This is a genomic window from Pseudomonas sp. TE3895, assembly GCF_056278855.1.
This window is the reverse complement of the sequence record NZ_JBWBQE010000001.1, coordinates 1,298,443-1,311,188: the sequence shown is the minus strand read 5'-3', so window position 1 is coordinate 1,311,188 and position 12,746 is coordinate 1,298,443. Positions and strand designations below refer to the sequence as shown.

At 62.7% G+C, this 12,746-nt stretch carries 11 protein-coding genes; 1 reads left to right on the top strand and 10 read right to left on the bottom strand.

Features of this window, described 5'->3' with window-relative positions; translation table 11 throughout:
* Positions 1-25: 25 nt before the first annotated feature.
* Together ACZ889_RS05775 and ACZ889_RS05770 are read right to left on the bottom strand one after the other, a co-directional pair.
* A complete protein-coding gene (locus tag ACZ889_RS05775; protein ID WP_003177654.1) occupies positions 26-184 on the bottom strand; it encodes a YqaE/Pmp3 family membrane protein in 159 nt (52 codons plus the stop codon).
* Positions 185-331: 147 nt separating this feature from the next.
* Positions 332-1,612, bottom strand: a complete 1,281-nt coding sequence (locus ACZ889_RS05770; RefSeq protein WP_180688957.1) for an aspartate aminotransferase family protein — start codon at positions 1,610-1,612, stop codon at positions 332-334.
* Between the two features lie 211 nt (positions 1,613-1,823).
* Here ACZ889_RS05770 and ACZ889_RS05765 point away from each other — a divergent pair, with 211 nt between their 5' ends.
* Positions 1,824-2,747: a LysR family transcriptional regulator gene (locus ACZ889_RS05765; RefSeq protein WP_476257231.1), complete on the top strand. Its 924-nt coding sequence runs from the start codon at positions 1,824-1,826 to the stop codon at positions 2,745-2,747.
* Between the two features lie 362 nt (positions 2,748-3,109).
* Here the strand turns inward: ACZ889_RS05765 and ACZ889_RS05760 are convergent, their stop codons facing one another.
* The 8 genes from ACZ889_RS05760 to bioF form a co-directional block, all read right to left on the bottom strand.
* Complete coding sequence (locus ACZ889_RS05760; protein WP_047603137.1) at positions 3,110-4,888, bottom strand: acyl-CoA dehydrogenase C-terminal domain-containing protein; 1,779 nt, start codon at positions 4,886-4,888, stop codon at positions 3,110-3,112.
* Between the two features lie 124 nt (positions 4,889-5,012).
* Entirely contained in the window at positions 5,013-6,296 is a 1,284-nt protein-coding gene (locus tag ACZ889_RS05755; protein ID WP_003255601.1) for a GGDEF domain-containing protein, read from the bottom strand.
* A gap of 447 nt (positions 6,297-6,743) precedes the next feature.
* Positions 6,744-8,549 carry a phenylacyl-CoA dehydrogenase gene (locus ACZ889_RS05750; protein ID WP_010951720.1) on the bottom strand — a complete coding sequence of 602 codons (1,806 nt, stop codon included), beginning with the start codon at positions 8,547-8,549 and terminating at the stop codon, positions 6,744-6,746.
* A gap of 288 nt (positions 8,550-8,837) precedes the next feature.
* A complete protein-coding gene (locus tag ACZ889_RS05745; protein ID WP_003255603.1) occupies positions 8,838-9,134 on the bottom strand; it encodes a hypothetical protein in 297 nt (98 codons plus the stop codon).
* Positions 9,135-9,346: 212 nt separating this feature from the next.
* The gene (gene bioD / locus ACZ889_RS05740) at positions 9,347-10,027 is read right to left on the bottom strand and encodes a dethiobiotin synthase (RefSeq protein ID WP_003255605.1); all 681 of its coding nucleotides are present in this window, start codon (positions 10,025-10,027) and stop codon (positions 9,347-9,349) included.
* Positions 10,028-10,037: 10 nt separating this feature from the next.
* A complete protein-coding gene (gene bioC, locus ACZ889_RS05735; RefSeq protein ID WP_180688960.1) occupies positions 10,038-10,856 on the bottom strand; it encodes a malonyl-ACP O-methyltransferase BioC in 819 nt (272 codons plus the stop codon).
* Positions 10,849-11,580: an alpha/beta fold hydrolase gene (locus ACZ889_RS05730; protein WP_004577121.1), complete on the bottom strand. Its 732-nt coding sequence runs from the start codon at positions 11,578-11,580 to the stop codon at positions 10,849-10,851. Before ACZ889_RS05730 ends, bioC begins: the two co-directional genes overlap by 8 nt.
* On the bottom strand, positions 11,573-12,745 hold the full coding sequence (bioF, locus tag ACZ889_RS05725) for an 8-amino-7-oxononanoate synthase (protein ID WP_476257230.1): 1,173 nt from the start codon (positions 12,743-12,745) through the stop codon (positions 11,573-11,575). The genes ACZ889_RS05730 and bioF overlap by 8 nt, the downstream gene beginning before the upstream one ends.
* Position 12,746: the final 1 nt, after the last annotated feature.

The window sequence follows — 12,746 nt, the reverse complement described above, 5'->3', positions numbered from 1 at the left end:
CTGCAGGGGCGAGTCTCTGCCTGTGTCAGCGCTTGGCGATGATGTATACCGCATGCACGATCCCCGGAATGTACCCCAGCAAGGTCAGCAGAATATTCAGCCAGAACGCCCCGCCAAACCCCACCTGCAGAAACACGCCCAGCGGTGGCAGAAGAATGGCGATGATGATGCGAATAAAGTCCATGCGAGTCTCTCCTGAAGGGTTACATCAAAGACTAGCTCCCAGCCGTAGAGGTTCCACAGGCAAAAAAAAACGCCCCGGGCCGAATGAAACAGGCCAGGGGCGATGCGCAGGAACGCCAGACGGTTCGTTGAATTCTTTGCCAGGCCGCTACGCCGGCATTTCGCGACGGGCCTGCTGCTGGGCATGCAGGCGGGCGAAAGCGCGCGCCAGGCGCAGCAGCATTTCGTCGATGTTGCCTTTGCTCACAGTCAGCGCCGGTGAAAAGCGCACTACATCCGCTTGCGGCGCGTTGAGCAGCAGGCCTTCGTGCAGGGCCGCAGCCACCAGTTCGCGAGCCAGGTTTTCTTTCAGTTGCAGGGCCCATAGCAGCCCGTGACCGCGCACTTCACCCTGACCATAGCGCCCGGTCAGGCGGCTAAGGCCTTCACGCAGGTGACGACCGTTGTCCTGTACCTGGGCCAGAAAGCCAGGTTCCAGCACGCTGTCCAGCACCGCCAGGCCGGCGGCGCACATCAGCGCGTTGCCGTGATGGCTGCCTTCCAGCTCACCAGGCTCGGCGCAGCATGCCTTGCCCCTCGCCAACAAGGCGGCCAGCGGCACGCCGCCCCCCAGGCCCTTGCCCAAGGTGATGATGTCGGCACGCACGCCATAGAGCTCCTCGGCCAGCAGCGCACCACAGCGACCAATACCGGTCTGCACCTCATCAAGGATCAGCAGGATGCCCAGTTCGCGGCAGAGCGTTTCCACACCCTTGAGGTATTCCTGAGTAGCGGGAATAACGCCCGCCTCGCCCTGTATCGGCTCGAGCATGATTGCCACGGTGCGTGAATCCACCTCGGCGTGCAGCGCCGCCAGGTCATTGAACGGCACCTTGCTGAAACCCGGCAGGCCAGGTTCGCAGCGATTGCACGGCAACGGGTCGGACGCTGACAGCGCGCCCAGGCTACGGCCATGGCAGGCTTGGCTGGCAGTAATGATGTGATAGGCGCCATTGCGGTGCAGCTGGCCCCACTTACGCGCCAGCTTGATCGCCCCTTCACAGGCCTCGGCACCGCTGTTGAGCAGGTAGGCCTGGTCACTGCCGGTACTCTGACACAGCCGGTTGACCAGCCCCAGCAGGCCACGGTTGTGGAAGCCCGAGCCTGGGTTGATCAACGCCTGAGCCTGGTTGCCCAACGCTTTGACCAGCACGCTGGGGCTGTGGCCCAAGCTGTTGACCGCACCGCCCTGAGTGAAGTCCAGGTAGGCATGCCCTTCGTTGTCCCACAACCACGAGCCCTGGCCACGCACGAATACCTGCGCTGCACGTTCGGCGCCGGGCATCAGGCGCTCAGGCGACAGCTCAGACGCGTGCGGCACGATCACCGGCGCACGCTTGGGCTCGGCGGCGGCGGCAGGAGCCGAGCGGCGCAGGTTGAACAGGTTCATCAAGGGCTCCAACCAATCACGGTAAAGGGCAGCCACGGTGCGGTCTTGGTGCCGGCACTCGATATTTTGCCTTTCCTATCAAAAGTGTTTTTCATCCGGGGTAACAATCGACCGAATCATCGCTGTAACCCTTTGGAATACGGCGATAGACTAGGCTTCAGCAGGGTTTTCGACCATTTCGTTTTTCCAGCATTTTTGATAAGTGTTGCTTATGGATTTCCGCCAACTGCGTTATTTCGTCGCGGTGTACGAAGAAGGCCACGTAGGCCGTGCCGCCGAACGCCTGTCGCTGTCACAGCCGGCGCTTTCCCAGCAGATTCGCCAATTGGAGCACAGCCTCGACCTGAGCCTGTTCGAGCGCAGCAACAAACGCTTGCTGCCGACCCTGGCCGCCCACACCTTGTACAACCATGCCCTGCCGTTGCTCGACGGCCTGCAGCGCGCCCACGAGGCTATGCGCAACTTCAAGGGCCAGTCGCTGCGCACCTTGGCTATCGGTGTATTGCAGACCGTGCGGCCAAGCCTGATACCGCAGCTGCTTGAACGGCTGCGCAAGGCTCAACCTCACCTGGTCGTGCAGATTTACGAGTTGTCGGGGATGGAGATCGAACGGCGCCTGCTCAACGGCAACCTGGACATCGGCATCAGCTACTTGCCGCCGCGCCAGCCAGGGCTGCATGGCCTGCTGTTGTACGAAGATGAGCTGCAACTGGTCATACCCGATACCCACCCGCTGAAGGACTTCAAGAAGGTGTCCATCCGTCAGGCCGCCGAGTTGCCCATGCTGATGCTGGGCGAAGAGTTCCAGATCCGCCAGATCTGGCAGGCGCAGCTGGCCAGCCAAGGCCGACGGCCGCAGGTGCAGGCAGAGATGAACAATATGGCAGGGATTCTCGATAGCCTCGCGCACACGGCGCTGGCTACCATTCTGCCGGGGCGCGCCAAGGAGGCCGCCGAAGATGATCAGGGGCTGCTGTGGAAGCCGTTGAGCGAGCCGCGCGTGCCATTGAAGGTTGGCCTGGTATTTCGCGATGCCCAGCGCCAGCAGGCCTCTGTAGAGCTGCTGCGCACATTGCTTGAGGAAGAGACGGACGCCCGCCTGCTGGGGGCATCACCGCTGGATGTGCTGGCCTAAAACACGCACATAAAGAAAACCCCGCCGAAGCGGGGTTTTCCAGACTGTTTCCCTGTGACATCCGTATCGCCCCGCCATCCTGGCAGGTGGTCCTTCGTCGTCATCCTTGATCTGTCCTATGCGCTTCCTGCGCAACGTCCATGTGGTAAAGATTAACCGTGGATCCAATCTTAGAACAGTGGTGAAAAGTCACCGCGTCGTGTAGGAAAAAGCTTACACAGGGAGTTCATTCACAGATATGCGATGGCTGAGGCCGCTTTGCGGCCCAATCGCGACGCAAGGCCCACATATCCAAACTTAGGCGATACCTGTGGGAGCGGCCTTGCGTCGCGATTGGGCTGCGCAGCAGCCCCAGAAATCGATCAGAACTGCTCGGCATCCAGCAGGTACAGCGACTCACTTCCCGCCTTCACCGAAGCCACCAGCGAATCCACCCGTGGCAGCAACCGCGCGAAGTAGAACCGCGCCGTACCCAGCTTGCCCGAATAGAACGGCGCATCCCCCTCGCCCGCCTGGGCCGCCCGCGCCATCAGTGCCCACATGTAGCCATAGGCAACATAGCCAAAGGCATGCAGGTACTCGACCGAAGCCGCGCCAATTTCATTCGGGTTGCCCTTGGCCTGTTGCAGTACCCACTCGGTCAACCCGTCGAGCTGGTCGAGCGAAGCGCCCAGTGGCTTGGCGAATTCGTCCAGTTCGCTGCCTGCACCGGTAATGAACTGACGAATCTCGTCAGAGAACAGCTTGTAGTATGCCCCGCCGCTGGCCACCACTTTACGCCCCATCAGGTCGAGGGCCTGGATGCCATTGGTACCTTCGTAGATCTGGGTAATGCGCACGTCGCGCACCAACTGCTCCTGCCCCCACTCACGAATGTAACCATGCCCGCCAAATACCTGCTGGCCGTGCACTGCGCACTCCAGGCCCAGGTCGGTGAGGAAGGCCTTCGCCACCGGCGTCAACAGTGCCACCAGCTCTTCGCTGCGTTTGCGCACGCTGGCGTCTTCGCTGTACTTGGCACTGTCCAGTTGCATGGCCACATAAGTGGAGAATGCGCGGCCACCTTCGATCAGCGCCTTCATGGTCAACAGCATGCGACGCACGTCCGGGTGGACGATGATCGGGTCGGCAGCCTTGTCCTTGGCTTGTGGGCCGGCCGGGGCACGGCTTTGCAGGCGATCGCGGGCGTACTCCACGGCGTTCTGGTAGGAGCGCTCGGCCGACGCCAGGCCTTGAATGCCAACGCCCAGGCGCTCGTAGTTCATCATGGTGAACATGGCCGCCAGGCCTTTGTTCGGCTCACCGACGATGTAGCCGACAGCTTCGTCGAAGTTCATCACACAGGTAGCCGAAGCCTGGATGCCCATTTTGTGCTCGATCGAGCCGCAGGTGGCCGGGTTCCGCGCGCCGAGGCTACCGTCTTCATTGACCAGGAATTTCGGCACCAGGAACAGCGAAATACCTTTCGGCCCCGCCGGTGCATCCGGCAACTTGGCCAGCACCAGATGGATGATGTTCTCGGTCAGGTCGTGTTCGCCACCCGTGATGAAAATCTTGGTACCGCTGACCTTGTAGCTGCCATCAGACTGGGGCTCGGCCTTGGTGCGGATGATGCCCAGGTCAGTACCGGCATGCGGCTCGGTCAGGCACATGGAGCCGGCCCAAACGCCGGCATACATGTTCGGAAGGTATTTTTCCTTCAAGGCCTCGCTGGCGTGGGCGTTGATCGATAGGCAGGCGCCGGCGGTCAGCATCGGGTACAGGCCGAAAGCCAGGCTGGACGCGTTGACCATTTCCTCGACCTGGGCCGAGATGGCCTTGGGCATACCCATACCGCCGAACAGCGGGTCGCCGCCCACGCCCACCCAGCCGCCTTCGGCGTAGGTGTTGTAGGCCTCGATGAAACCGGCTGGGGTGCGTACCGCGCCGTTGTCCCAGTGGCAGCCCTCTTCGTCGGCGGCGCGGCTGAGCGGCGCAATGGTCCTGGCGGTGACCTTGCCGGCTTCTTCCAGCACGGCCATGGCCGTGTCGGCATCGACAACCTCGGCCAGCCCGGGCAACTGCGTCCACTGCTCGGCCACGTTGAAGACTTCATTCAGTACGAAGCGCATGTCGCGCAGCGGCGCTTTATAGTCAGCCATGACAACCTCTCGCTAGTCGGGTCGGGGCGGTCTCGGGGAACCGCGACACTGGGGTTACTGGCAGTGTAACCGAACAACTTTTGCGAGACATAGGGTCATCAATCGACTGCATAGTCTCGACTGGTCACGCCGTGCGCACTGCCCCACGCTGTGATTGTCGCCCATGCACCATGACACAATTTCGCCCCGCGCCTTTGGCACTGTAAAGCGCCTGGTCGGCGGATTTCAGCACCGCCTCGGGGTTTCGATGATCGGCCTGGCGCTCGGCCACGCCGATACTGATGGTGACCGAGACCGTGCCGCCGGCGCTGCCCGCCCGGCGCTGGCGCCCGGCGGTATCGTCCTGCGGGCGGTTGTGCTGATCGCGCAGGTGCATCACGTAATTGGCGATCACTTCACGCACGGCTTCCACATGCGGCACGCATTCCGCGGCAGTCTTGCCGGCGAACACCAGGGCGAACTCCTCCCCGCCATAACGGTAGGCGCGGCCACCGCCGGTGACCTTGGACAAGCGGCTGGCGACCAACCGCAGCACCTGGTCACCGACATCGTGGCCGTGGGTGTCGTTGAATTTCTTGAAGTGGTCGACATCGGTCATGGCGATCACATAGTTACGCCCCAGGCGCTGCATGCGCTCGTTCAGCGCACGACGCCCCGGCAGGCCAGTCAGCTCGTCACGGAAGGCCATCTGATAAGCCTCGTGCGCCACGGCTGCGGCGATCATCAACATTACCTGGCTGCACATGATGTTCAAGGTAAACGGCAGGATGAAGGTTTGCGGCAGCATCCAGAAAATGCCCAGCAGGCCGATCAACTGCGCAGCGTGCAGCGGCCGGGGTGCACGCAGGTACTGCACCACCAGCAGAATGAACACACCCAGGAACAGTGGGTAGACCATCTGGATCAGGCTCATCCAGTGGCCATGCAAAGCCGGCCAGCGGATCTCCGCCAACCAGGTCAGCAACGCCTCGGGGTAGCTTTGCTGGAGGGCCACCGCCACACTGCCCACGGCAAACAGTACGGCACCGCGGGCGACCAGGTCCTGCAGCAGGTGCGTGCGCTCCTGCCAGGCGCCGTACAGCCCGAACAGCGCCGGCAGCAACAGGCAGACCAGGTGGAAGATCACCGCGGCGTCCTCACGCACGCGGCCATGGTCACGGTAGAAGTCGGTCTGGGTATCGAGCAGGAAGTAGGCGATGTACACCGTCAGCATCAGGAACAGCTCACGCTGGCGGCGATAAACCGCGCAGTAGGCGCCGCCCAGTAGTAGAACCAAGGTAGGCAGGACATTGAACAGCGATGTGAAAAAGACGCTGAGGTCTCTCACATAGGCTGCGGCGAGCCCTGCCAGCAACAAGAACAGCGACGGCAGGAAGTGGCTTGCGCGAACAGCGTTAAAACGAAACAAGGGTAATCTCCAACCCGGCAGATTCATAATGGCATTGTGCCCTCACTTCATCGGCAGTGCACTGGAACAGTTGAATTTGCGGTTGGATGAACGAACTTCCGGCCGCCACGCGAGCCTTGTAGGAGCGGGTTTACCCGCGAATACGGTAGCGCCGGCAACGGTGAACGGCTGATGGAGATTGGCCAGCAGGCACGGCCTCTTCGCGGGTGAACCCGCTCCTACACGACGGCCTGTGTCCAACCCCTGATGTGTGTCCACCACCGTGGTAGGAGCGGGTTTACCCGCGAATACGGTAGCGCCGGCAACGGTGAACGGCTGATCGAGATTGGTCAGCAGGGCCGGCCCTTTCGCGGGTAAACCCGCTCCTACGAGGGACCACGCTGAACCTGAAGACAAAAAAACCCGCCTGCCGGTCAGGGCAGGCGGGTTTTGGCTACAGCGCCAGTATCAGTACGACAGGCCGAAGTGCTCTTCGTCCATCGCCATCAGGTTGTTGGCGCCCGACAGCATGGTCGCCACATGGGTACGGGTACGTGGCAGGATGCGCTGGAAGTAGAAGCGGGCAGTCTGCAGCTTGGCGGTGTAGAACGCCTCCTCGCTGGTACCGGCTGCCAGTTTCTCGGCGGCCAGACGGGCGATGTCGGCCCAGAAGTAAGCCAGGCAGGCATAGCCGGAGTACATCAGGTAATCGACCGAAGCCGCACCCACTTCTTCACGGTCCTTCATGGCAGCCATGCCCACTTTCATGGTCAGCTCGCCCCACTCCTTGTTGATGGCCGCCAGCGGTTCGACGAACTCCTTGACCGCTTCGTTACCTTCCTGCGCCTGGCAGAACTTGTGCACGATCTTGGTGAAGCCCTTCAGTGCTTCGCCCTGAGTCATCAGCACTTTGCGACCGAGCAGGTCGAGGGCCTGAATACCGGTAGTGCCTTCGTACAGCATGGAGATACGGCTGTCGCGCACATTCTGCTCCATGCCCCATTCGGCGATGAAGCCATGGCCACCGTAGATCTGTACGCCGTGGTTGGCGGCTTCGAAACCGACTTCGGTCATGAATGCCTTGGCGATCGGGGTCAGGAACGCCAGCAGGGCATCAGCCTTCTTGCGCTCTTCTTCGTCCTGGCTGTACTTGACGATGTCCACCTGCTTGGCAGTGAAGTACACCATCGCGCGATTGCCTTCGGCGAAGGCCTTCATGGTCAGCAGCATGCGGCGCACGTCGGGATGGACGATGATCGGGTCAGCGGCCTTGTCCGGTGCTTTCGGACCGGTCAGGGAACGCATCTGCAGGCGCTCACGGGCGTACTTCAGGCCACCCTGGAACGCCACCTCGGCGTGGGCCAGGCCTTGCAGCGCGGTACCCAGGCGAGCAGTGTTCATGAAGGTGAACATGCAGTTCAGGCCTTTGTTGGCTGGGCCGATCAGGTAGCCGGTGGCAGCATCGAAGTTCATGACGCAGGTAGCGTTACCGTGGATGCCCATCTTGTGTTCGATCGAGCCGCAGCTCACGCCGTTGCGCTCGCCCACGCCTCCCTCGGCGTTGGGCAGGAACTTCGGCACGATGAACAGCGAAATCCCCTTGGTACCGGCCGGTGCGTCCGGCAGGCGGGCCAGGACGATATGGACAATGTTGTCGGCCATGTCGTGCTCACCGGCCGAAATGAAGATCTTGGTGCCCGACACTTTGTAGCTGCCGTCGGCCTGTGGCTCGGCCTTGGTGCGCAGCATGCCCAGGTCGGTACCGCAGTGCGGTTCGGTCAGGCACATGGTGCCGGTCCACTCGCCGGACACCAGCTTGGTCAGGTAGGTGTGCTGCTGCTCGGCAGTGCCATGCGCAGAAATAGTGTTCATCGCGCCATGCGACAGGCCTGGGTACATACCCCACGACCAGTTCGAGCCACCGACCATTTCGCTCAGGGCCAGGCCCAGCGACTCTGGCAGGCCTTGGCCGCCATGCTCGACGTCATGTGCCAGGCTCGGCCAGCCGCCTTCGACGAACTGCTGGTAGGCTTCCTTGAAGCCGGTTGGGGTTTTCACCCCCGATTCGCTCCAGGTGCAGCCTTCCTGGTCACCCACGCGGTTCAACGGCGACAACACCTGCTCACAGAACTTCGCGCCTTCTTCAAGGATCGCGTCGACCATGTCGGGCGTGGCGTCCTGGCAGCCCGGCAGGCTCTGATAGTGCGCCTCATAGCCAAGCAGCTCGTCGCGAACGAAGCGGATATCACGCAAGGGGGCTTTGTAGTCAGGCATTGCGATGAACCTCTAGGTGAGTTCTGTGGGGTGACCCGCGCTTGGCGGAAGCCGATCAAACAGTTGTTTGAAACTTACGTTTAGCTCAGCTTTCTGTCAAGGATGGACTATGGTGCCATTTACGCCACGAAAAATGGCAAATCAGTCATGCCATGGCACAAACCCTTGTAGGAGCGGGCTTGCCCGCGAAGAGGCCCGACCAGACAAAATTGTTGTCTGATCGGACGCATTCGCGGGCAAGCCCGCTCCTACAAGGGCAGGCGCTGAAATAGGGGATGACGCAAGTGTTCAGGCGTAGGTGTCGATGATCCGGCCAAGCATTTCGTCGGATGCCTTGGCGACCTTCGCGCCAAGCTCGACTTCGGTCTTGCCCACCGCCTGTTGCACGACACTGGTGGCCAGGTCCATCTGCTGGCTGCGGTCGACCGCGCGCAGGCGTTCGGCCTGAAAATCGCTGGACTGGCTAGTGGCGGTACGTTCGGCAGTGGTGTTGGCGATCTGGCTGGCGGCCTGATCGACGCGGTTCTGGCCGGTCTGGATTGCGCTCAGGCCCGCGTAGTAGGCGGAGCTACCGGTGATTTCCATGTCAGGACTCCATTGACGCTGGATGACGAACAGCCCCAATTAAAACAGGCTAGGGGCGAAAAGGCCCGTTTAAATCCCTAATGGCTCAATGCCAGTTGATAGGCCTTGGGTATTCCTGCACTGGCCGCCTCGCGGGTAAACCCGCGCCCACAACGGTATGCGTCCCCTCGTAGGAGCGGGTTTACCCGCGAAGAGGCCGGGCCTGCATCACACTAATCCAGCAGATCCAGCTGCAGATGCTCAGCCACCATGTCGGCACTGGCCTGCTTGAGCTTGGGCACCCGCCCCAGGCAAGGCGCCGGCAAGCGCTCTGCAAGGCTGGCCAGGTTCTCTTCCAGGCGTGAGGTGCGCGGCTCGATGATGTTTGCCACCCAACCCGCCAACTGCAGCCCATCACGCTCGATCGCTTCGGCGCTGAGCAAGGCATGGCTGATGCAACCCAACCGCACGCCTACCACCAGAATCACCGGCAACCGCAGGGCAACGGCAAGGTCGGACAGGTTCTCCAGGCCCGACAGCGGTACGCGCCAGCCACCGGCCCCCTCTATCAGGGTGAAGTCGGCATTTTGTTGCAGCACATTGCGCATCGCCGCGAGCAGTTCTGGCACAGCCAGCGTCACCCCTGCCTCGCGCGCCGCCACATGCGGGGCAATAGCAGGCTCGAAGGCAAACGGATTGACCTGCTCATAGGGCAGCTTGACCGTGCTTTCGTCGATCAGCGCCAGGGCATCGCTATTGCGCAAACCTTTCGGCGTCATGGTGCAGCCCGAGGCAACCGGCTTGGCACCCAGTGTGCTCATGCCCTGCAAACGCGCCGCATGCAACAGGCCAGCGGCGATGGTGGTCTTGCCGACATCGGTATCGGTACCCGCAATGAAAAAGGCCTGGCTCATCGTGCTCCCCTTACGCCAGTGGCTTGCGCAACACACCATAGACCACTTGATAGGTGGCTGGCAGCCCCGCGGGTTGGCGAAATGCCTCATAGGCCTGCAACAGGCCCTGCATTCGCGCCCGGCCGGTGAGGCCGGAAGGTCGCCCAGGGTTCAGATTGTGCGCCCCCAACGCCTTCAGTTCGTGGGTCAGGCTGCGCACATCCGGGTAGTGCAGCACATGCGGGCACCGCTCCAGCTCAAGCTGCTCAAAACCGCTGGCTGCGCACAGGCGCTGATAGTCTTCGAAACGGCGGAAGCGGTTTACATGCACCAGGCCATCCACCGCCTGCCAGCTGGCGCGCAGTTCGTCGAGGGTGCCCACGCACAGGCTGCTGAAGGCCAGTACTCCACCTGGGCGCAGCACCCGCTGCGCCTCGGCCAGCACACTGGCGAACTGATCGCACCACTGCACCGCCAGGCTGGAAAACACCAGGTCGACGCTGCCATCGCACAGCGGCAAACGCTCGGCGTCGCCAACCACGTGATACTGCGCTCCACCCTTTACATGACGGGCATGAAGCAACATGCCTTCGGCTATATCCACCGCCACGCCGCTGGCCTGGGCGAAACGCTCGGCCAGCATGCGGCTGAAATGGCCGGTGCCGCTGCCCAGGTCCAGCCAGTGTGACGGCTTCAGGCCTGCCGGCAACTGCTCCAGCAGGCTCAAGCCTACAGCACGCTGAAGGGCCGCCACGCTGTCGTAGCTGGCCGCGGCGCGGGAGAACGAGGCCGCCACCTGGCGCTTGTCGGGCAATGCGCCGGGCAGGGTCGGACGGGAAAGGTCAGTCATCGCCACTCTCATGCAGAAAACTCTTGATGCCCGCCGCCAGCTCCTGCGGGTACTCCAGCAGGAACGCGTGGGAACTGTCTTCGACCAGGCCCACTTCTACATCGGGCAACAGCTCGCTCAACGCCTTTGCCGCCTCTGCCGGCACTAGCGCATCGCTGCCAGCGAACAGGTGCAGTTGCGGGCCACCATAGGCCTGCAAGGCTTCACGGGTGTCCAGCTTGGCCAGCACTTCAAGGCCAGTAGCCAGGTACAACGGGTCGGTATCCGGCACGCCGACACCCAGCTGGCGCAACAAGGTGCGCGGCTGCAGGGCGCCGTCGCTGCACAAGGTACGGAAGCGCTTGAGGGTGACCTGGGTGTGGTTGCGGCAGCCGTCGAGGAAGGTGCCGAAGGTGTCTTCGGCCATGCCATGGGGCCAATCTGGCCGGGCCAGGAAGCTGGGGTTGCTGGCCAAGGTCAGCAGCCCGCAGCAGTGGTCGCCACGCTTGTGCGCCAGCGCGCTGGCCAACATGCCACCCAGTGACCAGCCACCCAGCCAGACATTGTTGGGCAGCTTGCGGTCCAGATGGTCGATCCAGGCCTGCACATCGCTGTGGGCCAGTTCTGGCAGGGGCATCAGCTCTACCTGCAGGCGGGCATCCTGGGCACGCAGGCTAGCGGCCAGCGGCTCCAGCGCAGCAGTTCCCAAGCCCCAGCCGGGCAATAGAACAAGTCGATTACGCATCGGCGTTCTCCAACTGTGGATAACACTCGGCCAATGCATTCAACAATAGCTGCACCTGCGCCTCGCTGTGTGCGGCGCTCAGGGTTACCCGCAGGCGTGCGCTGCCAGCCGGCACGGTGGGTGGACGGATGGCCGTCACCAGCAAGCCGCGCTCACGCAGCAGGCGTGACAGGCGCAACGCCTGCGCACTGTCGCCGATGACGATGGGCTGGATCGGCGTCGGACTATCCATCAATTGCAGCCCCATCTGCTGCGCGCCTTCTCGGAACTGGCGAATCAAGGCTGCCAGGTGCTCACGACGCCAGGTTTCGCGGCGCAGCAGCTCCAGGCTCTTGAGTGTGGCGCAGGCCAGCGCCGGTGGCTGGCTGGTGGTGTAGATATAGGGGCGGGCGAACTGTACCAACGCCTCGATCAGCGCTTCGCTGCCAGCAACAAAGGCGCCCGCAGTGCCGCAAGCCTTGCCCAGCGTGCCGATCAGCACCGGTACGTCATCCACGCCCAGGCCAAAGTGCTCGACGATGCCGCCGCCCTGTGCGCCCAAGGTACCCAGGCCATGGGCATCGTCAACCATCAGCCAGGCTCCGCGGGCACGGGCGACATCGGCCAGCGCCGGAAGGTTGGCGAGGTCACCGTCCATGCTGAATACGCCATCGGTCACCACCAGGGTATTGCCGACTGCCTTGTCCAGGCGGCTGGCCAGGCTGGCCGGGTCGTTATGCAGGTAGCGGTTGAAGCGGGCACCACTGAGCAGCCCGCCATCCAGCAGCGAGGCATGGTTGAGGCGGTCTTGCAGTACCGTGTCGCCGTGCCCCACCAGCGCGGTGATGGCGCCCAGATTGGCCATATAGCCGGTGGAGAACAACAGGGCGCGCGGGCGGCCGGTGAGTTCAGCCAGTGCCTCTTCAGCCTGATGGTGCGGGGTGCTGTGGCCAACCACCAGGTGCGAGGCACCACCACCCACACCCCAGCGCTCGGCGCCGGCCTGCCAGGCGGCGATCACCTCGGGGTGGTTGGCCAGGCCCAGGTAGTCATTGCTGCAGAAGGCCAGCAACCGCTGGCCGTCGACCACCACTTCCGGCCCTTGCGGGCTTTCCAGCAATGGCCGCTGCCGATACAGGTCTGCGGCGCGCCGTTCGGCCAGGCGCGCTGCCAGGTCGAAAGCCATA

Excerpts from the sequence above, each read along its gene's own strand:
- ACZ889_RS05775 (WP_003177654.1), bottom strand. The coding sequence starts at position 184 with ATGGACTTTATTCGCATCATCATCGCCATTCTTCTGCCACCGCTGGGC.
- ACZ889_RS05770 (WP_180688957.1), bottom strand. The coding sequence starts at position 1,612 with ATGAACCTGTTCAACCTGCGCCGCTCGGCTCCTGCCGCCGCCGCCGAG.
- ACZ889_RS05765 (WP_476257231.1), top strand. The coding sequence starts at position 1,824 with ATGGATTTCCGCCAACTGCGTTATTTCGTCGCGGTGTACGAAGAAGGC.
- ACZ889_RS05760 (WP_047603137.1), bottom strand. The coding sequence starts at position 4,888 with ATGGCTGACTATAAAGCGCCGCTGCGCGACATGCGCTTCGTACTGAAT.
- ACZ889_RS05750 (WP_010951720.1), bottom strand. The coding sequence starts at position 8,549 with ATGCCTGACTACAAAGCCCCCTTGCGTGATATCCGCTTCGTTCGCGAC.
- ACZ889_RS05745 (WP_003255603.1), bottom strand. The coding sequence starts at position 9,134 with ATGGAAATCACCGGTAGCTCCGCCTACTACGCGGGCCTGAGCGCAATC.
- bioD (WP_003255605.1), bottom strand. The coding sequence starts at position 10,027 with ATGAGCCAGGCCTTTTTCATTGCGGGTACCGATACCGATGTCGGCAAG.
- bioC (WP_180688960.1), bottom strand. The coding sequence starts at position 10,856 with ATGACTGACCTTTCCCGTCCGACCCTGCCCGGCGCATTGCCCGACAAG.
- ACZ889_RS05730 (WP_004577121.1), bottom strand. The coding sequence starts at position 11,580 with ATGCGTAATCGACTTGTTCTATTGCCCGGCTGGGGCTTGGGAACTGCT.
- bioF (WP_476257230.1), bottom strand. The coding sequence starts at position 12,745 with ATGGCTTTCGACCTGGCAGCGCGCCTGGCCGAACGGCGCGCCGCAGAC.